This is a genomic window from Streptomyces aquilus (genome assembly GCF_003955715.1).
In the GTDB taxonomy this organism is placed as follows: domain Bacteria; phylum Actinomycetota; class Actinomycetes; order Streptomycetales; family Streptomycetaceae; genus Streptomyces; species Streptomyces aquilus.
On the sequence record NZ_CP034463.1, the window covers coordinates 9233836 to 9253696 of the forward strand.

General features: G+C 73.8%; 21 protein-coding genes. 10 read left to right on the plus strand and 11 right to left on the minus strand.

Translation table 11 applies throughout. The annotated features are described in order from the left end of the window. Positions 1-3: 3 nt before the first annotated feature. Positions 4-1110 (minus strand): serine hydrolase domain-containing protein, encoded by a 1107-nt coding sequence (locus EJC51_RS42265; RefSeq protein WP_126275942.1) that lies wholly within the window; start codon positions 1108-1110, stop codon positions 4-6. A gap of 186 nt (positions 1111-1296) precedes the next feature. Between EJC51_RS42265 and EJC51_RS42270 the strand changes: the two genes are divergently transcribed. Continuing rightward, positions 1297-2526 carry a PP2C family protein-serine/threonine phosphatase gene (locus EJC51_RS42270; protein ID WP_126275943.1) on the plus strand — a complete coding sequence of 410 codons (1230 nt, stop codon included), beginning with the start codon at positions 1297-1299 and terminating at the stop codon, positions 2524-2526. 10 nt (positions 2527-2536) lie between these two features. On the opposite strand, the gene EJC51_RS42275 is transcribed toward EJC51_RS42270, so the two are convergent. Continuing rightward, positions 2537-3838 (minus strand): MFS transporter, encoded by a 1302-nt coding sequence (locus tag EJC51_RS42275; protein WP_126275944.1) that lies wholly within the window; start codon positions 3836-3838, stop codon positions 2537-2539. A 116-nt stretch (positions 3839-3954) separates the two neighbouring features. Between EJC51_RS42275 and EJC51_RS42280 the strand changes: the two genes are divergently transcribed. Together EJC51_RS42280 and EJC51_RS42285 are read left to right on the plus strand one after the other, a co-directional pair. After that, positions 3955-4884 carry a LysR family transcriptional regulator gene (locus EJC51_RS42280; RefSeq protein ID WP_126275945.1) on the plus strand — a complete coding sequence of 310 codons (930 nt, stop codon included), beginning with the start codon at positions 3955-3957 and terminating at the stop codon, positions 4882-4884. A 96-nt stretch (positions 4885-4980) separates the two neighbouring features. Next, positions 4981-6153: a serine hydrolase domain-containing protein gene (locus tag EJC51_RS42285; protein ID WP_126275946.1), complete on the plus strand. Its 1173-nt coding sequence runs from the start codon at positions 4981-4983 to the stop codon at positions 6151-6153. Between the two features lie 133 nt (positions 6154-6286). Here the strand turns inward: EJC51_RS42285 and EJC51_RS42290 are convergent, their stop codons facing one another. Next, positions 6287-7099 carry a class I SAM-dependent methyltransferase gene (locus EJC51_RS42290; RefSeq protein ID WP_126275947.1) on the minus strand — a complete coding sequence of 271 codons (813 nt, stop codon included), beginning with the start codon at positions 7097-7099 and terminating at the stop codon, positions 6287-6289. Positions 7100-7118: 19 nt separating this feature from the next. Beyond that, complete coding sequence (locus EJC51_RS42295; RefSeq protein ID WP_126275948.1) at positions 7119-8009, minus strand: EamA family transporter; 891 nt, start codon at positions 8007-8009, stop codon at positions 7119-7121. A gap of 40 nt (positions 8010-8049) precedes the next feature. Between EJC51_RS42295 and EJC51_RS42300 the strand changes: the two genes are divergently transcribed. Next, positions 8050-8583, plus strand: coding sequence for a MarR family winged helix-turn-helix transcriptional regulator (locus EJC51_RS42300; protein WP_244363105.1), 534 nt, complete (start codon positions 8050-8052; stop codon positions 8581-8583). Between the two features lie 5 nt (positions 8584-8588). Here EJC51_RS42300 and EJC51_RS42305 read toward each other — a convergent pair whose 3' ends face one another. The 6 genes from EJC51_RS42305 to EJC51_RS42335 all read right to left on the minus strand — a co-directional run bounded on the left by EJC51_RS42305 (position 8589) and on the right by EJC51_RS42335 (position 14007). Continuing rightward, positions 8589-9560, minus strand: coding sequence for an NAD(P)-dependent alcohol dehydrogenase (locus EJC51_RS42305; RefSeq protein ID WP_126275949.1), 972 nt, complete (start codon positions 9558-9560; stop codon positions 8589-8591). 138 nt (positions 9561-9698) lie between these two features. Continuing rightward, positions 9699-10418, minus strand: coding sequence for a DUF1775 domain-containing protein (locus tag EJC51_RS42310; RefSeq protein WP_126275950.1), 720 nt, complete (start codon positions 10416-10418; stop codon positions 9699-9701). A gap of 69 nt (positions 10419-10487) precedes the next feature. Further along, positions 10488-11117, minus strand: coding sequence for a hypothetical protein (locus EJC51_RS48020; protein WP_244363108.1), 630 nt, complete (start codon positions 11115-11117; stop codon positions 10488-10490). 180 nt (positions 11118-11297) lie between these two features. Then, on the minus strand, positions 11298-11927 hold the full coding sequence (locus tag EJC51_RS42325) for a DUF6629 family protein (RefSeq protein WP_126277352.1): 630 nt from the start codon (positions 11925-11927) through the stop codon (positions 11298-11300). A 117-nt stretch (positions 11928-12044) separates the two neighbouring features. Then, on the minus strand, positions 12045-12692 hold the full coding sequence (locus EJC51_RS42330; RefSeq protein WP_126275953.1) for a response regulator: 648 nt from the start codon (positions 12690-12692) through the stop codon (positions 12045-12047). A gap of 118 nt (positions 12693-12810) precedes the next feature. Then, entirely contained in the window at positions 12811-14007 is a 1197-nt protein-coding gene (locus EJC51_RS42335; protein ID WP_126275954.1) for a sensor histidine kinase, read from the minus strand. A 232-nt stretch (positions 14008-14239) separates the two neighbouring features. Here EJC51_RS42335 and EJC51_RS42340 point away from each other — a divergent pair, with 232 nt between their 5' ends. Then, on the plus strand, positions 14240-14821 hold the full coding sequence (locus EJC51_RS42340) for a GlcG/HbpS family heme-binding protein (RefSeq protein ID WP_126275955.1): 582 nt from the start codon (positions 14240-14242) through the stop codon (positions 14819-14821). A gap of 4 nt (positions 14822-14825) precedes the next feature. Here EJC51_RS42340 and EJC51_RS42345 read toward each other — a convergent pair whose 3' ends face one another. Beyond that, positions 14826-15224, minus strand: a complete 399-nt coding sequence (locus EJC51_RS42345) for an Imm32 family immunity protein (protein WP_126275956.1) — start codon at positions 15222-15224, stop codon at positions 14826-14828. 265 nt (positions 15225-15489) lie between these two features. Here EJC51_RS42345 and EJC51_RS42350 point away from each other — a divergent pair, with 265 nt between their 5' ends. The 5 genes from EJC51_RS42350 to EJC51_RS42370 all read left to right on the plus strand — a co-directional run bounded on the left by EJC51_RS42350 (position 15490) and on the right by EJC51_RS42370 (position 19861). Next, positions 15490-16761, plus strand: coding sequence for an MFS transporter (locus EJC51_RS42350; RefSeq protein WP_126277353.1), 1272 nt, complete (start codon positions 15490-15492; stop codon positions 16759-16761). Between the two features lie 33 nt (positions 16762-16794). Continuing rightward, on the plus strand, positions 16795-17631 hold the full coding sequence (locus tag EJC51_RS42355; protein ID WP_126275957.1) for a metalloregulator ArsR/SmtB family transcription factor: 837 nt from the start codon (positions 16795-16797) through the stop codon (positions 17629-17631). 12 nt (positions 17632-17643) lie between these two features. Beyond that, on the plus strand, positions 17644-18243 hold the full coding sequence (locus EJC51_RS42360; RefSeq protein ID WP_126275958.1) for a dihydrofolate reductase family protein: 600 nt from the start codon (positions 17644-17646) through the stop codon (positions 18241-18243). A 99-nt stretch (positions 18244-18342) separates the two neighbouring features. Continuing rightward, a complete protein-coding gene (locus tag EJC51_RS42365; protein WP_126275959.1) occupies positions 18343-18942 on the plus strand; it encodes a cysteine hydrolase family protein in 600 nt (199 codons plus the stop codon). Between the two features lie 10 nt (positions 18943-18952). Beyond that, the gene (locus tag EJC51_RS42370) at positions 18953-19861 is read left to right on the plus strand and encodes a GlxA family transcriptional regulator (protein ID WP_126275960.1); all 909 of its coding nucleotides are present in this window, start codon (positions 18953-18955) and stop codon (positions 19859-19861) included.

Below are 19861 nucleotides of genomic sequence, written 5' to 3' on the forward strand. Positions count from 1 at the left end.
ATGTCAGGTGGACAGGCCCTGGAGGCCCTCGTAGGCCGCCGAGACGATCTCCAGGCCCCGCTGGTCGTTCGCCGGCTCGCGCATCTGGCTGGTCACGTACGCGACCGCCATGCGGGCCGAGGGATCGACCATGACGACCGAGCCGCCCCACCCGCCCCAGCCGTACGCCGTGCCGAACAGGCCGTACCCCAGGCCCCAGCGCATCGGCATGCCGAGGGTGCGGTCCTCACCGGCGAACTGCTCCTCCCACGCCACCCCGCACCCGCCCGGGGACAGCAGCCGGACCGGGCCGATCCCACCCGCGCAGGCCATCACGGACTGCACCAGGGCGACGGAGCGGGCATTGCCGTAGCCGTTGGCCGCGGGGATCTCGGCCCGGCGCCAGGCCATGCTGTTGGCGTCCCGGACCCGGAGCGCGGTCGCGGCGGCCGGCCGGGGCGCCGCGTTCGGGGCGCTCGCGGTGTAGTCCTCGTCGTGCCCGGGCGGCGGGACGGCGAGCGCCACGCGGTGGTCGTCCTCGGGGCCCACGCCGATGCGGAAGTCGGCTCCGATCGGCCCCGCCACCTCCTCGGCGAAGAACGTGCCCAGGGTGCGGCCGGTGATCCGGCGCACCACCTCGCCCACCAGGAAGCCCTGCGTGAGGGAGTGGTAGCCGGCCGCGGTCCCCGGCTCCCACTGCGGGGCCAGCGCCGCGAGCCGGGCCGTCACGGCGGGCCAGTCGTAGATCTCGGCGACGGGCCCGTCGTAGTCGGGCAGGCCCGCGGTGTGCGACAGCAGATGCCGTACGAGCACCTTGTCCTTGCCCGCCGCGGCGAACTCGGGCCAGTAGCGGGCGACCGGCGCGTCCAGGTCGAGTTCGAGGCGGTCCACCAGGATGATCGCGGCCAGAGCCGTCATCGTCTTGGTCACCGAGAAGACGTTCGTGACGGTGTCCCGCTCCCAGGGCCTGCTCCGCCCGGCGTCCGCGTACCCGCCCCACACGTCCACCACGGGCTTGCCGTCGACGAACACCGCCGCCGATCCGCCGGTGTCGCCCTCGTCCAGAAAGGCGGCCAGCGCGTTGGGCACCGCCATGAACAGGTCGTCGTACGAGCCCCGGATGTCTGCCATGCGCGGAATCTAGCCCCCGGCGAGGGGCGGGCAGCAACCGAATTTCCGGGCTTTGGGCGGGGTGCAGCGTCCGCGCCCTGCCAGGGGCGGCGTGCCGGGCCCCGTTTCAGCGGCAGACCCACCGGGCGGACCCCGGGGCCCATATCGTGGGAAGTGAGGCGATATCGGCAGTGAGGCGGCAGAGCCATGGCGGACGCTGGGATCGACTACGCAGCGGTGTTCCAGGCCCTGCCCGGGATGGTGGCGGTCCTGACCCCCGAGCTGGTGTACGTGGACGCCAACGAGGAGTTCGTCCGCATGTCCGGACGCAGCAGACAGCAGCTCGTCGGCCACTACCTCTTCGACGTCTTCCCCGACAACCCGGGCGACCCGGCCGCCTCCGGCATGCGCAACCTCGCCGCCTCCCTCCAGCGCGTCCTGGCCACCGGCGAGCGCGACACCATGGCCGTCCAGCGCTACGACGTCCAGTCCCTGGAGCAGCCGGGGTGCTGGGAGGAGCGCTACTGGAGCCCCGTCAACGCCCCCGTGTTCGGGCCGGACGGGAAGGTCGCCCTGTTGGTGCACCGGGTGGAGGAGGTCACCGAGTTCATCCGCGACCGCGGCGGCCCCGTCGACACCCGGGCCCGCGCGCTGGAGGCCGAACTGTACCTTCGCGCCCGGGAGTTGCAGCAGGTCAACGAACGGCTGAGAAAGGCCCACGCCCGCGAGCGCGAGGTCGCCCTGGCCCTCCAGGAGGCGATGCTCCCGGCGCCGCGGCAGGTCCGCGACCACCGGGCCGCCGTACGCTACCGGCCCGCCGTCGGCGCGCTGAACGTCTGCGGCGACTGGTACGACCTGGTGGAACGGATCGGCGGCGACCGCATCTGTGTGGCGGTCGGCGACGTCGTCGGGCACGGACTGGCGGCGGCCTGTGTGATGGGCCAGCTGCGCAGCGCGCTGAGCGCCGCGTCCCGGGTGGCCGAGGGGCCGGCGCAGGCCCTCGACGTCCTGGGCCGGTACGCGAACGTCGTCCCCGGCGCCGAGTCCGCGACGGTGGTCACCACGTTCGTCGACTTCGACGTCCGGACCGTCACCTACAGCAGCGCCGGCCACCTCCCGCCGGCACTCGTCCACGCCGACGGCCGGGTGGAGTTCCTCGACGCGGCCACGGACCCGCCGCTGGACGCCAGCCCCGACCCCGTCTCACGCCCCGAGGCGACGGCCGGCTTCCGCGAGGGCGACACCCTGGTCCTGTACACCGACGGGCTGGTGGAACGCCGCCGCGAGGACATCGACGCGGGCCTGGCACGCCTGGCGGACTCCCTCGCCCGCAACCGCAGGGCTGATCCGGCGGCGATGGCGGACGCGGTCCTCCAGGAACTGCTGCCGCCGGAAGGCGCGACGGACGACACAGCGTTGATCGTCGTACGGCTGTGAGGCGACCCGGTCAGCGCGCGGCCGTGAGTGACGGGTCCGAACGGTCGTCCCCGTCGTCCCCATCATCTCCGTCATCCCCTTCCTCCCCGTCGGCCTCGCCCACGCGCAGCGCTCGCCGCGGCAGCAGGAACGGTGTCGCGAGGAGCAGCAGCCCGGCGGTGGCGATGGCGACGCGCGGGCCCGTGGCGGCGGCGAGCAGGCCCCACAGCGCGGTGAGCGCGGCGATGGACAGCTTGACCGTGATGGACCAGGCGGACAGCGTGCGGGCGAGGCGGTCGGTCGGGGTGCGCTCCAGCCGGTAGGTCGACAGGACGGGCGTGAACACGGCCGCGCAGATGATCAGCCCGAACTCCACGGCCATGACGAGCAGCAGCCCCGCCGCTCCGGGCCCGACGAAGGCCAGCCCCAGTCCCCAGCACGCCCGCAGCGTCCCGGCGACGAGCAGGACCCTGCGCTGCCCGAACCGGGTGACCAGGCGCCGGGACAGCCGCGACCCGATCAGCCCGCCCAGGCACGGCACGGCGAAGGCGAGCCCGTACTGCCAGGGCGCGAAGTGGAGACGGCCGAGCATGAGGACGGCGAGGGGCGGCTGGGCCGCCATGATCAGACCGTTCACGAGGGCGTTGTTGAGGAACAGGGGGCGCAGCGTCGCGTGGGTGAGGAGGAAGCGCCAGCCGTGGAGGAGGTCACCGGTCCGGAGCTTCGCGTGGACCGAGGGGCGTGCGGGCCGGGGCTCGGTGCCGCCCATGGCGCGGATTCCGCCGGCCGAGAGCAGGAAGCTGACCGCGTTGGCGGCGATGGTCGTCACCGGCCCGAACACGGCGATCACGGCGCCGCCGAGCGGCGGGCCCACCATGGTGGTGCTCCAGGTCGTCGCCTCGAACCGCCCGTTGGCGACGAGCAGATCCTCCCGCGGCACCAGCGCCTTGAGGCACGCGCCGGACGCGGCGGTGAAGGTGATGTCGGCCGCGGAGACGACCACCGACACAACCAGGAGTTGTCCGAACGTCAGCCGGTCGAGGGCGAACGCGACCGGGATCGTCATCAGCGCGGCGCACCGGACCAGGTCCATCCCGATCATCACCGGCCGTTTCCGGCGGAACTCCACCCACGGCCCCAGTGGCACCGCCACCACCGCCCCGACCGCGAGCCCGGCCGCCGACAGCGCCGACACCTGGGCCGGCCCGGTGTGCAGGACGAGGATCGCGACCAGCGCGAACGCGTCGAAGGCGAGCCAGGTGCCGAGCGCGCTGACCCCGTACGCCGCCCACAGCCACCCGAAGGACCGCCCGAGCGAACGTCTCGCCCCCATGAACCGCACCCGCCTCTCGCCGACCCCGCACATCCAACCGGGCCGGGCCCGCGCGGATCAAACAACCGCCACGCTGCCCGGACACAACCAAAAGTTGTGGCTCTACGATGGCGGCCATGGACCTCGACGGTGTGCGCACGTTCGTGACGGCCGCGGACGCGGGACGCTTCCAGGACGCCGCCGCGACCCTGTCGATCACCCAGCAGGCGGTCTCCAAACGCGTCGCCGCGCTCGAGAAGGACCTGGCCGTACGGCTGTTCACCCGCACGGCCAGGGGAGTGCGGCTCACCATCGACGGCCAGGCGTTCCTGCCCCACGCCCGGGCCCTCCTCGACGCCGAGGAACGGGCCGTCGCCTCCGTGCGGCCCGGCCGCCGCGCGCTGCGCGTGGACGTCATCGGGCGCCGGCTGGCCCCGGCGGACGTCCTGCGCGGCTTCCATCGCGCCCATCCGGACGTCGAACTGGACGTGGTGACCCTCTTCGACGCCAAGGAGGCCTTCGCCGCGGTCCGCTCCGGCACGATCGACGCGTCCTTCCGTGCCGTCACCCTCCCCGCCCGCAGGCTCCCCGACGGCATCGCCACCGCCCGCGTCCACGACGAGCCCGTCCAGCTGCTGACCGGCCCCCGGCACGCGCTCGCCGCGGCCCGCTCCGTGACCCCTGACCGGCTCGTGGGCCACCGGATCTGGATGCCCGGCCTCGTCGACGGCACCGAGTGGGCCGCCTACTACGACGACTTCGCCGCCGCGTTCGGCCTCACCATCGAGGCCACCGGACCCGACTTCGGCACCGACCCGCTCCTGGACACCATCGCCGACTCGTCCTCCCTGGCCACCTTGGTCGGCGCGCAGACCCGCCTCGGCTGGCCCGCCGACCACGACCTGCGGCGCATCGCCCTGCACGACCCGATGCCGGTCTACCCGCACTCCCTGATCTGGCGCGCCGACAACCCCCACCCGGCCCTCACCGCCCTGCGCGCCCACCTCGACGCCGCCCGGCAGGGGCACGGCACGAGGCAGGTCTGGACGCCGCACTGGGCGCGGTGAACCTCACTGGGCCGGATGCAGCAGCACAGGAAGCAGGTCACGGCCGGGGGCGGAGAGGCTGGACCGCAGTCCAGCCCACCCCCCCGGGAGCCCTCGATGCCTCTGCGTTCCAGCCTGCGCGCCGCCTCCGTGGCCGCCCTCTGCGTGGCCGTACTGACCCCGGTCACGGCCTTCAGCCCCGCGTCCGCGACACCGGCGCGCGGCGACGACCACCGACTCCAGGAACAGCTCGACCGGTTCGTCCGCAGCGAGGGCGGCCCGCCCGGCGTCATCGCCGTCCTGGACTACGGCCCGAAGACCCGCGTCCTCACCGCGGGCACCGCCGATGTCCGCACCGGCCGCCCACCCCACCCGGACGACCACATGCGCATCGCCAGCACGGCCAAGGCCTTCAGCGGTGCCGTCGCCCTGGCCCTGGCCGACCGTGGCGCCCTGGACCTCGACGACACCCTGCGCGACCGGCTGCCCCGACTGCCCCAGGCGTGGGGCGCGGTGACACTGCGCCAGCTGCTCCAGCACACCAGTGGGCTGCCGGACTTCTCCGAGAGCACCGCGTTCCGGGCCGAGATCCTCGCCGACCCACGCCACCACTTCGACTCCCGCCGCCTGCTCGACTACGTGGCCGACCAGCCGCTGCGCTTCCCGCCGGGCAGCCGCTACCAGTACTCCAACTCCGACAACATCGCGGTCGCGCTGATGGCGGAGGCGGCGACCGGAAGACCGTACGAACGCCTCCTGCGCGACCTTGTCGACACCCCGCTCGGCCTCCACCGCACGAGCCTTCCGCAGGGCTACCGCATGCCGAAGCCCTATCTGCACGGCTACGCCGTCGAGCCGGGGGCCGCTCCGGAGGACGTCAGCGAGGTGCTGGGCATGTCCGGGGTGTGGGCCTCCGGAGGCATCGTCTCCACACCGGCCGACATGACCCGCTTCATCCACGGCTACGTCGGCGGGGCGCTCTTCGGCGGGCGCGAGATCCACGCGCAGCGACGGTGGGTCGAGGGCGCGTCCGAGCCCGCGGGGCCGGGACACAACCGGGCGGGGCTGGCGCTCTTCCGGTACGACACCCGGTGCGGTGCCGTGTTCGGCCACACCGGCAACACCCTCGGCTACACGCAGTTCGTCGCCGCCACCCCGGACGGGCGCCGCTCGGTGACGTTCTCCGCCACCACCCAGATCAACAAGGCCATGGACGCCGACCAGGTGGAGCGCATGCGCAAGATCGAGGAGAACCTGGTCTGCGCCCTGGTGCGCGGCCCGCACGCCTAGCGAGGTCTGGGACGAGGAACAGCCGACGCAGGGGTGGTCCCTCGTCGGCACCGTCGTACCGGCCCACCAGCCGAACGCCGGTGATCGGGGGCTGGTCGACGTGCCGCGCCGGGCGAACCGCGCGGCGCCACGGTCACGCTGCGCCGGCTCCCGGCTTGCGTCCCCGTACGGCCCAGGCGCGGGCCGTGAGGGCGATCGTCCCGTCCGCCCGCGCAGGCACCCGCTCGTGCAGCGTCCGCCGCAGCCGCTCCCGGACGTCGGGGGCGAGGGCGGCCACGTAGCCGGGTGCCGGGCCCTGGCCGGACAGGAACGGGGTCCACAGGTCGTCGAAGTCCGTGAACAGGGTGGGGATCTCGACCGGCGCCACCGTCACCTCGGTCAGCCCCGCCCCGGTCCACAGCGGACGCAGCGCGGACGGCCGGCAGAGCGGGAAGCGGCGGCCCTCGTCATGGTCCGCGGCGGACGGGTCGACCGCGGTCGCGGCGGCCCAGAAGTGGCGCAGGAACCCCATGCCCTCGCCGTAGTCCCACACATAGGCGGCCACCACACCACCCGGCCGTACCACCCGCGCCGCCTCCCCCAGCGCGACGCCGGGATCGGGAAGGAAGTTGAGCACCAGCCCGCTGACGGCCGCGTCGAAGACCGCGTCCCGCACCGGCAGCGCCTGGGCGTCCGCGACGACGACACGGGCGGGCGGGGGAGCGGCGGCGCGTGCCGTCGCCGCGAACCCGGCGGACCGCTCCACACCCAGCAGCGCCCGGGGCCGGCACCGTACGGCCACGGTCGAGGTCAGCGCTCCCGAACCGCAGCCGATGTCCAGCCACCGGCCCTGGGGCGGACAGCCCAGCCACCGGACGAACGCGTCGGCCACGCGCCGGCTCCACCGGCCCATGTACCGCTCGTAGGCGTCACCGGCGGCCCACACGTCGAAGTGCCGTTCACTCACCCCTCCACCTTGCCCTGTCTCAGGGGGCGTTGCAGGTCGCGGGCACGGCCCGGGGTGCCGGTCTCGGGCGTCCCGGGCGGCCGAGCGCGACCCCGAGCAGCACCAGCCCCAGCCCGCACAGCTGCCGCACGGTCAGCGCCTCGCCCGCCACCACCGTGCCCAGCAGCACACCGGTCACGGGATTGAGCAGCCCTATGAGGCCGACCGTCCCCGACGGCAGGTGCCGCAGTCCGGCGAACCACACCGTGAAGGCCAGAGCCGTGGCGACGACGGAGACATAGGCGAACGCGAGGAGCGCCGACGCGGACAGGGCGGGCGGCGGGCCCTCCACGGCCGCCGCGACCGGCAGCAGGAACAGTGCTCCGGCGGTGAGCTGCCAGGCGGTCGAGGCGAGCACCGCGCCACCGGCGTTCCACCGCTTGGTGAGGATGTGGCCGAACGCCGACACCAGCATGGCCCCGCCCGAGGCCAGCACCCCCGGCACGCTCACCCCCTCCGCGCCGGTGAACAGCATCAGACAGACCCCGGCGAGCCCGATCGCGGCGCCGGTGAGATGCGCGGCGCCGGGCCGCTCGGCGACCAAGGACCAGGCGATGAGCATCATCGTCAGCGGGGACGCCGCCATCACGGTCGAGGCCACGCTCGTCGGAAGCAGCTGCGAGGCGGCGTAGACGAGGACGAAGAACACGCTCACGTTGAGCAGCCCGAGCACCGCCGAGCGCCACCACCACACCCCGTGCGGCCGCCGCCGGGCGAGGGCGAGCAGCACGAGGCCGGCGGGCAGCGCCCGCAGCGCGGCCCCGTACAGCGGGCGGTCCGTCGGGAGGAACTCGTGGGTGACGTAGTAGTTGGTGCCCCAGGCCACCGGTGCCACCGCCGTCAGCGCCACCCATCGGGAATTTGCTTCCATGGAAGCCAATATAGCTTCCCGGGAAGCTAATATGAGGTCCATGTCCGAGTCCATGTCTGGGGAAGACCGGCGAACGCCGGACCGTGTGGCCCGTATCCAGGCCGACTGGCGCCGCGAGCGACCCGACCTCGACGTCGGCCCGCAGGGAGTGATCGGCAGGCTGCACCGCCTCGCCGGCCGGCTCACCGAGGAACTCGTGCTCGTCTACGGCCGTCACGGCCTCGGCGAGGGGGAGTTCGACGTCCTGTGCGCCCTGCGCCGCGCCGGTGAGCCCTATGAGCGGGCACCCGGCGAGCTCGCCGCGCACACCATGGTGACCACCGGCGCGATGACGAAGCGCATCGACCGTCTGGAGCGGGCCGGACTCGTCACCCGCCGCCGCTCCTCCGACGACCAGCGCGGCCGGATCGTCGCCCTCACCCGGCCCGGCCGCGAACTGATCGACCGGGCCTTCACCGACCACATCCGCAACGAACGCCGGCTGCTGGACCTGCTGACGCCCGCCGAGGCCGAGACCCTCGAAGAGCTGCTCACCACCTGGCTCGGCCGCCTGGAACCCCCGACGGGGAGCTGACGCGCTCAGACGGTGACGACGAGCTTGCCCCGCGGATGCCCGCTCTCCAGATGGCGTACGGCGGCCACGGCCTCGTCCAGCGGATAGGTGCGGTCGATCACCGGGGCGATCGCGCCCGTCTCCGCGAGGTCCTTGAGGCGAAGCAGGTCCGGCTGCCGGGTGCGGGCGAACAGCGGGCGCAGGCGCTGCCCCACGAAGAGCGACAGCACCAGTCCGCGCACCCAGCGGTCCAGGCCGCCCAGCACGGGCCCGCCGTCCTCGCCGCCGACGAAGACGACCGTGCCCCGCGGCGCGAGGACCCGGCGCAACCGGGTCAGGGAACGGTTCCCGGCGGTGTCGATGACGAGGTCGTGGCGGACGGGCCGGTCGGTGACCTCCTCCCGGGTGTAGTCGATGACGTCGGCCGCCCCGAGCGACCTGACCAGATCGGCCGCGCCGGGCCCGCACACGCCGGTGACCCGGGCCCCGTAATGGGCGGCGAGTTGCACGGCGTACGTCCCGACGCCGCCCGAGGCGCCGATCACGAGCACCTTGTCGCCGGGCCGCGGGCGGGCCATGTCGAGGGCCTGGAGCGCGGTCACGCCGGAGACGGGCAGGGCGGCGGCCTGCGGGAAGGAGAAACCCGCGGGCATCGCGGCGAGCTGGTCGGGTCTGGCGCGCGCGTACTCGGCGAAGGAGCCGTCGCACTGCCCGAACACCTCGTCCCCCGGCTTGAACCCGGTCACCTTCGCCCCGACCGCCGCCACCCGCCCCGCCGCGTCCCAGCCGCGCACGACGTGAGCGGGCCGGCGCAGGCCGAGCTCGGGACTGAGCCGGGCGATGTAGGGCCGCCCGGTCATGAGATGCCACACGCTCGGGTCGACGCCCGCGGCTCGCACCTCCACCAGCACTTCGTCGTCGCCGGGCACGGGACGCTCGACGTCCCGCAGTTCCAGGGTTTCGGTGGAGCCGTACGCGTACTGGACGATGGCCTTCATCGGGGCACTCCTCCGCGCCGCTTCAACGGTGTCCTCCCGGATCGTCCCCCTCGAACCGCACGCATGGCCAGCCCCCGCAACCCGAACTCGCCGGGATGCGGGGGCATTTGAGGCAGAGGCGGAGGCGCTTGCGACCGCCTACTGTCGGGCGCCGCCCCTGCGTCGTACGACCACCACGGCCACGGCCACGACGAGCACCACCGCGATCGCGACCCACACCCCCGCGGACAGACCGCCGTCGTCCTCGTCCTTCTCGGTGTCGGCCGCCTGCGGGGTCGGCGAGGTGCCGGACGCCTCCGCGGTCGGGGTCGCCGACGCGCTCGCGGACGCACTGGGGGAGGGTCCGACCGGCGCCGCCCCCGGCGCGGCCGCCTTCAGCTTCAGCACCGGGGCCGGGTTGCCCTCGCCGTGCCCGTGCCCGTCGTCGCCGGACTCGTCCAGCTCGATCCAGCGGTCGACCTTGCCGTCGCCGTACGTCTGGAGTGTCTTGAACGCCAGCTCCTTTACGTCGGGCAACTGCCGTACGACGACGGAGTACTCGGCGTCGGCGCCCACCTTCAGCGCCGCGCCCTTCACGGTGTAGCCGTCGTCCGTCGCGGTGAACTTCCAGCCCTCGGGCCCCTTCCCGTACGTCACGTCGGACGGGGCGATGCCCTTGGGCAGGACCACCCGGATCTGCGCGATCCCGGCGGTGGCGGACTCCGACTCGGCGGTGAAGGCGAGTTCGGCGTTCTCGGCGAGGGCCTGCGCGTCGTCCGACTCGACCTCGACATGGGCGGCGGCCGGAACGGCGGTGAACAGTACGGCGGTTGCCGCGGTGGCGGCCGCGACGGTGAGCCGGCGGATGATGCGGGACATGGGTGTCTCCAGGCATGGGGGGTTGTCGGGGCCGCCGCACGGCGAAGCCGAACGCGTGCCCCGATCGGGTCAGTTGACGAGAACTGCCCGACCCGACGGCGGCCCCCGCCGCACCACCGCGTGCGCGAGGACGCTCGCCGTGGGCGTCGGCCGCGCCCGCTCGGCCCGCACCGGAACCGGCACGTCGAGCAGCCCGGCCACCCGCGGCCGGGTGAACAGCGCCCGGGCGGCGGCGACATGGGCTCGCACGGAGCCCAGCACCGCGCCCACACCGCGGACCAGCGTCCAGCAGGCGGCGTCCGCGCGGTGCAGCAACACCGCGACGAGCACGGCGACCAGCGCGTGGGCGACCGTCATGGCGACGGAGTCGTGCAGCCGCTCATGACCCATCGCGGGGCCGGCGTGGTGGACGTGACCCTGGGCGTGCGGAGTGTGCGTGGTGAGCGTCAGCCACAGGTGCAGCCCCGACTGCCCCGCCACGCTGAACACGACGACCGTGCCCACATGGCGTGGCCGCCGTACGCCGATCAGGCCCAGCCCGAAGAGCCCGCCGGCCACGGCCGACGCCTGCGCCCACGGCACGGACTCCGCGCCGAACAGATGATGGGCGCTCACCCCGAGCACGGCACCGACGACGGCGAACACCGCGGCCCGCAACACGGGCAGAGGCGCTGGACGGTGGCTGACGTGGGGGTGCATGACCTGCTCATCCTGTCCCATGCGGGGCGGGGCGCGCAGGCGGCTGCGGAAAGATCGGTGGCGTGAGGGCGGGGTGACTGTGCCGGGTGGGTGTGTGGATGGGTGGGGTCGGGCGGCGGTGACTGTGCCGTGGGGTTGTGCGGCGGCGAATGCTCCGCGGGGCCGTGCGGAGCGGTGGTCTCAGGCCGCGGGCACCGCGCCGCGCGACCGTGCGCGGACCCAGCCCAGCAGCACCACCGAGCACAGGGCGGCCAGCGCACACCACGTCGAGACGAACTCCAGCCGCCACAACGCCGAGCAGACCGCCGCACCCACGGCGACCAGCACCCCCAGCACGCACAGCCGCCGGTCACCGGAGAGCAGCAAGGAGCCCACGGTCGCCAGCAGATACCCGGCGATGAGCAGGGGAGTGTGCGACAGGCCGATCGAATAGCCCATCGTGTGGCCGCGGATCTCGGCCGTGACCCGACCGGAGACCAAGGCATGGGCGAGCGCCGCCGCGGTCGCCGCGCCGATCACCAGGGGAAGGGCCAGCCGGCGCCGGGCCCGTGGCCGAGCCGCGCACCAGACGGCCAAGGGCACTCCCGCGGCCAGTACCGGCAACGCGATCACGGCCCACACCACCGTCGCGGCGCCGCTGCCGCCACCGGCGTTCCACACCAGCGCCTCGACGATCTGATGCGCCCCCAGCAGCAACGGCAGCCCGGCCAGCGGGAGATCACGCGGATCACGCACCCGCGCCACACAGGCGACACCGACACCCGCGACCGCCGTACCGGCCACCAGGTCGGCCGTCGCACTCCAACACATCACGCCATCCATGGGTTTACGGCATCGGCAGCCACCACGTTACGTCCGCGCGGGCCGGTGGCGGGGGCGACACGATCACGTCCGCGGGAGCGTGGCTGGAAACGTCGCGGATCCTCCTCACGGAAGGAGCCGCCTCTCCTTGGCGACCGCGACCGCTCCTGCCCGCGTGTCGACGCCGAGCTTGTCGTAGATCCGGCGGAGGTGGGTCTTCACCGTGGCCTCGCTGATGAACAGGGCGCGGGCGATGTCCCGGTTGCCGATGCCGCGGGCCAGCTGGGCGAGGATGTCGCGTTCGCGGTCGGTGAGGGTGGGGCGGGGCTTGCGGAGGTTGGCCATCACGCGGCCGGCGACCGGCGCCGACAGCGCGGTGCGGCCCTCGGCGGCGGCGTGGATCGCCGCGAACAGCTCGTCGGGGCGCTCGGCCTTGAGGAGATAACCGGTGGCGCCCGCCTCGATGGCGCGGGTGATGTCGGCGTCGGTGTCGTACGTCGTCAGCACCAGGACGTGCGGGCGGGCGCCCGGCGCGGAGGTGAGGCGGCGGGTGGTCTCCACGCCGTCGATGCCCTCGCCCAGCTGGAGGTCCATCAGCACCACGTCCGGCGTGAGCTTCGCGGCCAGCGCCAGCGCCTCCTCACCGGTGCCGGCTTCGCCGACGACCTCGATGTCCGGGGCGCTGTCGAGCAGCGCGAGCAGTCCGGCGCGTACGACGGCGTGGTCGTCGCAGACCAGGATGCGCACGCGGTGGGGGTGGTCGGGGGTCGTCAAGGCGCCGCCTCCCAGCGGAGATCAGGGCTCATTGCTGCGCGGAGTGGGGCGTCAGGGCTCGTCGATGCGTGGAGTGGGGCGCCAGGGCTCATCGGTGCGCGGAGTGGGGCGTCAGGGCTCATCGGTGCGCCTCCAACGGAACCGCCGCGGACAGGACCGTGCCCTCGCCGGTTCGGGACTCGACGGTCAGGGTGCCGCCGAGTGCCCGCAGGCGGGCCCGCATCGCGGGCAGACCGTGGCCGCGCCCGCCCTCGGCGGAGTCGGGCGGCGCGGCGGGGTCGAAGCCGTGGCCGTCGTCGGAGACGTCCAGGACGACCTCGTCGTCGAGCAGGGTGAGCGTGAGCGCGGCACCGCGCGCGCCGGCATGCTCGCGGACGTTGGCCAGGGCGCCCTGGGCGATGCGCAGCAGGGCGGACTGGACGCGGTCCGGCAGCCGGGTGAGCCGCTCGTCCTCGGCGTCGACATGGACCCGTACGGTCAACTGCCCACCGGACTCCCGGGCGGCCAGCGCACGCAGCGCCGCGTCGAGGCCGCCGCCGCGGGCGAGGTCGGCGGGCGCGAGGTCGTGCACGAACCGGCGGGCCTCGGCGAGGTTGTGCTCGGCGACGGAGGCGGCGGTGCGGACATGGGCGCGGGCCTTGTCCGGTGCGGCGTCCCACACCCGGTCCGCCGCCTGGAGCAGCATCCGCTGGCTGGACAGGCCCTGGGCGAGCGTGTCGTGGATCTCCATGGCGAGCCGCTCCCGCTCGGCGAGGGTGCCCTCGCGGCGTTCCGAGGCGGCGAGTTCGCGGCGGGTGCGGATGAGGTCGTCGATGAGGGCGCGCTGCCGGTCGGTCTGCCGCTCCATCTGGAGGAAGACGGCGGTGGCGAGCGCGGCGACGGCGGGCGGCGCGAGCACCAGGTTCGGGTCGAAGCGCCCGCCGAGCTGCACCTGCGCGGCCACCACGAACACGGTCAGCACCGCCACCAGGACGAGCGCCGCACGCTGCGGCAGCGTGCGCAGGCCGGTGTAGAAGAGGGGCACCGCGCACCAGGCGAAGCTGGGCGCGAGCACGACCAGCACCATCCACACCACGACGACGAGCGCCAGCCACGCGGAGTGCCGTGGTCCCGGGCTGCCCGCCTTCGGCCCCACCAGATGCAGGACGACGAGCACCACGCACAGCGCGATGATCCACGGCGTGCGCGGCTCGCCGGGATGGCGCAGCAGGAAGCGGGCGAGGGCGCCGCCGAGCAGCAGGAAGAACGCGGCGTGCAGGACGAGGCCGAGCCACCGGGTGTCGACGGCGCTCGGTGCGTCCGGGCGGTCCGGCATCAGGGGCCCGCCTCCTTTCCCGGCCGTGGGCGCTGAACTGGGCAAACACCTCCATTGTCACCGGAGCCGCGGGCCCCGCAGGTCAACCGATCGGATGACCCCCGTGTCATCCGTCCCGCGATCCCGGGCGAGCCGGAACGTCGACCGTCCGGGCCCGGTTCCGGGCCGAGGGTGGAGAGCAGGAAACGGGGCGGCGACCGAGCCGCTCTCCCACCGAAGGAGTCGACGACCCATGAACGCCGTGCAGCCCCAGCACAAGAAGGTCTCCCGCCGTGCCCGCCTCGCCGTCGGCGGTGCCGTGCTCGGCGCTGTCGCCCTGGCCGGTATCGGCGCGGTCTCCGCCAACGCCTCCGCACCGGCCAAGGCGCCCGCCGCTGCCGCCGCGGTCTCCGCCCCGGCCAAGGCCACCACCACGTCCACCCACCTGACGATCGACGCCGCCACCCGCGCCGCCCAGGCCGCGCTCGACGCCGCCGAGAAGGAGCACCAGCGGGTCACGGTCGCCGTCGTCGACCGCAACGGCAACACCGTCGTCACCCTGCGCGGCGACGGCGCCGGCCCGCAGTCGTACGAGTCGGCCGAGCGCAAGGCGTACACCGCCGTCTCCTGGAACGCCCCCACCTCCGAACTCGCCGAGCGTCTGAAGCAGGCCCCGAACCTGAAGGACATCCCCGGCACCCTGTTCCTGGCCGGCGGCGTCCCCGTCACCGCCCAGAACGCCCCGATCGCGGCCATCGGCGTCGCGGGCGCTCCGTCCGGCGCCCTGGACGAGAAGTACGCGCAGGCGGGCGCGGAGGCGGTTACGGGCCGCTGACGGCTCAGCGCCCTGGCATGCCCCCGTGCGGGCTGTTGACCACCAGCGGGAGGGAACCCTCCGCCAGGTAGGGGTGGTCGGGGAAATGGTCGACGTGGAGATGGCCGCCGTCGTCCGCGTCGGCCATGTTCCGCAGGTTGGCCGCCAAGAGGGCTCGGGCGTCGCCGTCCCCGTCGATCAGGAGGACACGCCGGGCGGGGTCGACGGTGACGCGGACTCCGGGGCCCGGCGTGTCGCGGATCTCGACGCCGGCCAGGGTGCCGTCGTCGCCGTCAGGCCCGGTCGTGGTCCACAGCACGCCCGCACCCTCGGCCACGGCCCGCGCCAGACGGTGCAGTTCGGCGGCCGGGGCGCTGAGGTCCACTTCGCCGGACGCGGGGTGGTGACGAACCCTGGGTTCCATCTCGCCGTACTCCTCATGTGGTCGCCGGATGCGACCTCCGTCGCCCGATCCGCGTCACAGCCTGCCCCGGCCGGACCGCTGTGACCAGCCGAATGTCCCAACTCCCGGAGAACCGCGGCCGTTCGTCCAAGGGACGCGGGCCTTTGTCCATGGACCGGTCCGCCGCGTCGGGTGACGGTGGATCATGAGCCGATTCAGGGATGGGACGGGGACAGTCCGCAGCACGTACACCCAGCGCCCACGGCGCAAGGGTGAACGGGGACGGCTGCCGCCGGGGCTGGTCGCGCTGGCTCTCGGCGGCTTCGGTATCGGGCTCACCGAGTTCCTCATCGCCGGGCTGTTGCCGCAGGTCGCGTCGAGTTTCGCGGTGTCCGAGGCGGCGGCTGGCCGGCTCGTCTCCGGATACGCGCTCAGTGTCGCGGCCGGCGCGATCGCCCTCACGGCGGCGACGGCCCGCCTGCCCCGCAAGCAGGTCCTGGTCGGCCTGATGGCGTTGTTCGTGATCGGCAACCTGCTGTCAGCCGTCGCGCCGAACTATCCGGCGATGATGCTCGGACGGATCGTCGCGGCCCTGTGCCACGGCTCGTTCTTCGGCATCGGATCGCTGGTCGCCCGCAGCCTGGTCGCGCCTGAGCGGAAGTCCCGTGCGGTGGCGGTCATGTTCGCCGGGCTGACCCTGGCGAACGTGCTGGGCGTGCCGTTCGGCGCGCTGGTCGGTGAACGCTGGGGCTGGCGTTCGGCGTTCTGGGCGGTCACCGCGATCGGCGTCCTGGCGCTGGCGGGGATCGTCGCCCTGGTGCCCACGCCGGCGGGAGGGGGCGGGGCGGGCCGGACGTCACCGGCGCCACGCGACGGCGCGGACCCCGCCCCGCCCACCCACCCGCGCTCCCAACTCCACGCCTTCCGCTCCGCGCAGGTCTGGCTCACCCTCACCGCCACCGCGCTCGGCTACGGCGGCATGTTCGGCGCGTTCAGCTACATCGCCTACACGTTCACCGAGGTCGGCGGCTTCTCCGCGTCGGCCGTCGCCTGGCTGTTGATGGTGTACGGCGTCGGCCTGGTCGTCGGGAACGTGGTCGGCGGGCGGGCCGCCGACAGCGACCGTGACCGCGCCCTGATCCTCGCCCTCCTGGGCCTCACCGTCACCCTCGCCGCGTTCGGCCTGCTGGCCGCGAGCGCCCCCGCCTCGGTCGTCCTGGTCTTCCTGATGGGGCTGACCGGCTTCGCCGCCGTCCCCGGCATGATCACCCGGGTCACCGACCACGCCCACGGGGCGCCCCTCGCCGCCAGCGCCAACGTGTCCGCCTCCAACGTCGGCAACGCCCTCGGCGCCTGGCTCGGCGGCCTGGCCCTCTCGGCGGGCCTCGGCTACCGGGCTCCGCTGTTCGTCGGCGCCGGGATCGTCGCGGTTGCCGTCGCGGTCATGGCGATCGCGGCCCGGGCGGCCCGGACGACCCGGCCAGCCCAGGCGGCAGCGCAGGCAGCACAGGCAGCGCAGGCAGACCAGGCGGCCCAGGCGGCCCGAGAAATTCCTTGACGAGAATATTCGTTGTGGTGAATACTTCAGGGCATGGAGCGGATCGCATCAGCACTGGGGGACGGAGCGCGGTGGCGCATCGTCGAACTCCTCGTCGAGCGGCCCCGGTCCGTCGGTGAACTGGCGGAGCTGACCGGGCTACGGCAGCCACAGACCACCAAGCACCTGCAGACCCTCGCCCGGGCCGGCCTCGTGACGGTCTTCCCGCTGGGGCAGCGCCGGGTCTACGCGGTCGAGACCGCACCCCTGGCAGCCCTGGAGCGGCGGCTGCGGGAGCTGGTCGAGACAGCGGAGGCGCACGCGGGCGAGCGGGACGTCATCGCCCGCTACCGCGCCGCCATCGAGGCGGAGGCCGCGGCCGCGGACCGGGAGCGGTGGGCGGACGGACGTACGTTCTCGTTCGAGCGCGCCCTCCCCGCACCCCGTGACCTCGTCTGGCGGCACTGGACCGACGCGGACCTGCTCGCCTCCTGGTGGGCGCCGCCGTCGCTGACGGTCAGCGAGTGCGTCCTGGAGGCAAGGCCGGGTGGACGAGCCGTCCTCGAGTACCGGGATGCCGAAGGGCGCTACCGCTCCGAGGGACGGGTCCACACCGCGGCGGAACCCGAGCACCTCGTGTTCGACCTCTCGGTGCTGGACCCCGCGGACGCGGTCTCCTTCACCGGCCACTACGACCTGAGCCTCGCCGAGGTCCCGGACGGGACGCGACTCCGGCTCGACCTGCGCATCACCGACACGACCGTCGAAGCGGCCCCTCACATCGCCGGGATCGGAACCGGTTGGGAGCAGGTGCTCGACAACCTCGCCGCCTCCGTCGGCACAGCGCGCACCACCACCAAGGGCACCACGCATACACGAGCCAAGGGATAAGGAAGCGCGATCATGAGCGACTCGACCGGACGCAAGGTCACTGCGAACATCAACCTCACCCTCGACGGGCGCTACAACGGCCCCGGCGGCCCCGGAGACCTCGGCGCGATCGTCCCGTACGCCGTCACGGACGTCGCCCGCAACCACCTCACCCGCATCTGGGAGAACGCCACGACGGTCGTGCTCGGCCGGGGCAACGCCGAGGGGTTCCTCGGGTTCTGGCCCTCGGTCGCCGAGGACGACAACGCCGACCCGCGCGACCGCGGCTATGCGAAGTGGCTGGTCGACACCGAGAAGGTGGTCCTGTCCACGACCCTCACCGAGGCGCCGTGGAGCCGCGCCCGCGTGGTGAACGCCCCGACCGCGGAGGTCCTCGCCGGCCTCAAGGCCGACGGCGAGGGCGACATCCTCATCAACACCAGCGCGAGTGTCATCAAGGCGGCCCTCGCGGCGGATCTGGTCGACCGGCTGTACCTGATCATCTGCCCCGAGATCGCCGGGGGCGGGGAGCGGCTGTTCGACGACGGTCTGCCGGCCTCGAAGTGGACGCTCACCCACCGGGAGATCGGCGAGTCGGGCGAGATGGCCCTGACCTACGACCGCGTCCGCTGACGCCCCCGGCCGCCAGGCCATGACGCGTGACCGGATCGGTCCGCCCCGGGACCCGATCCTGCCTGTCGGCGGCCCCGCCCGGCGGACCAGGCTGGGGACATGACCCGAGCCCTCATCGTCATCGATGTCCAGGAGTCCTTCCGCGTCCGCCCGCTGTGGGAGACGATCTCCGACCCGAAGATCGCCGACAAGGTGAACCGTCTCGTCCGGCTGGCCCGCGAGGCGGGGGAGCTGGTGGTGTGGGTGCTGCACTCGGAGCCGGGCAGCGCCGACGTCTTCGACCCCGCCCTCGGCCACGTCCGCCTGATGGAGGAGCTGGAGCGGGCGGACGGTGAGCCGCTGATCCACAAGACCTCGCACAACGCGTTCACCACCACCAACCTCCAGCAGTTGCTGACCGAGCACGGCATCCGCGAACTCACCGTCTGCGGCATCCGCACCGAGCAGTGCGTGGAGACCACCGCGCGGGTCGCGAGCGACCTCGGCTACGGCGTCACCTTCGTCGTCGACGCGACGGCCACCAACCCCATCCCGCACCGCGACGCCCCCGCCGATCTGAGCAACGCCGAACTGCTCGCCGACCCCCGCACCCTGCCCGCCGAGGAGGTCGTACGACGTACCGAGTACGCCCTCGCCGGACGCTTCGCCACCATCGCCACCGTCGCCGGGCTGGAGGCCGCGGCCCAGCCTCGGGCATGATGACCGGATCGTGAGCCACGTCGTCTTCTTCCTGGTGCCCGGAGTCCATCTGCTGGACCTGGCGGGACCCGCGCAGGTCTTCTCCACCGCCGCCGTCTTCGGGCACCCCTACACCCTCACCTACGTCGCCGAGCGGACCGAGGTCCCCACCGCGCAGGGGGTGCCACTGGTGGCCGGACTCGACTGGCCCGAGCTGCGGCCCGAGGACCTCGTCGTGGTGCCCGGCTGGCAGGCGGTCACCCTGGCCGACTCGCCCGAGATCGGCGCCCCGGCCCTGCGGGCCCTGCGCGACCACCACGACCGCGGCGGCACGGTGGCCAGCGTGTGCGCCGGAGCCGAGGCGCTCGGCCGGGCCGGCCTGCTCCAGGGCCGCCACTGCACCACGCACCACGACGTGCAGGACGAACTGGCCCGGCGCCACCCGGGCGCGACCGTCGTCCGCGACGTCCTGTTCACCGCCGACGACCGTGTCATCACCTCGGCCGGCATCGCCAGCGGCATCGACCTGGCCCTGCACCTGGTCGCCGCCCGGCACGGGCCCGCCGTCGCCGCCAAGGTCGCCCGCGACATGGTCGTCTACGCCCGCCGCAACGGCCACGACGCCCAGTCCAGCGCGATGTTCCGGCACCGGTCCCACCTCGACGACACCGTCCACCACGTCCAGGACCTGATCGACGCCCGCTTCGACCACCCGCTGCCGCTGCCCGCCCTCGCCTCCGCGGTCGGCGTGAGCGAACGTACCCTCACCCGCCTGTTCACCCGCGCCACCGGCCTGACCCCACTGCGCTACCAGCAGACCCTCCGCCTCGAACGCGCCCAGCACCTCATCGGCCACGGCGCCACCCTGGAGGCGGCCGCCCGCTCGGTCGGCTTCGAGGACGCCCGCATGCTGCGCCGACTGCGCGCCCGCGCGGCGTAG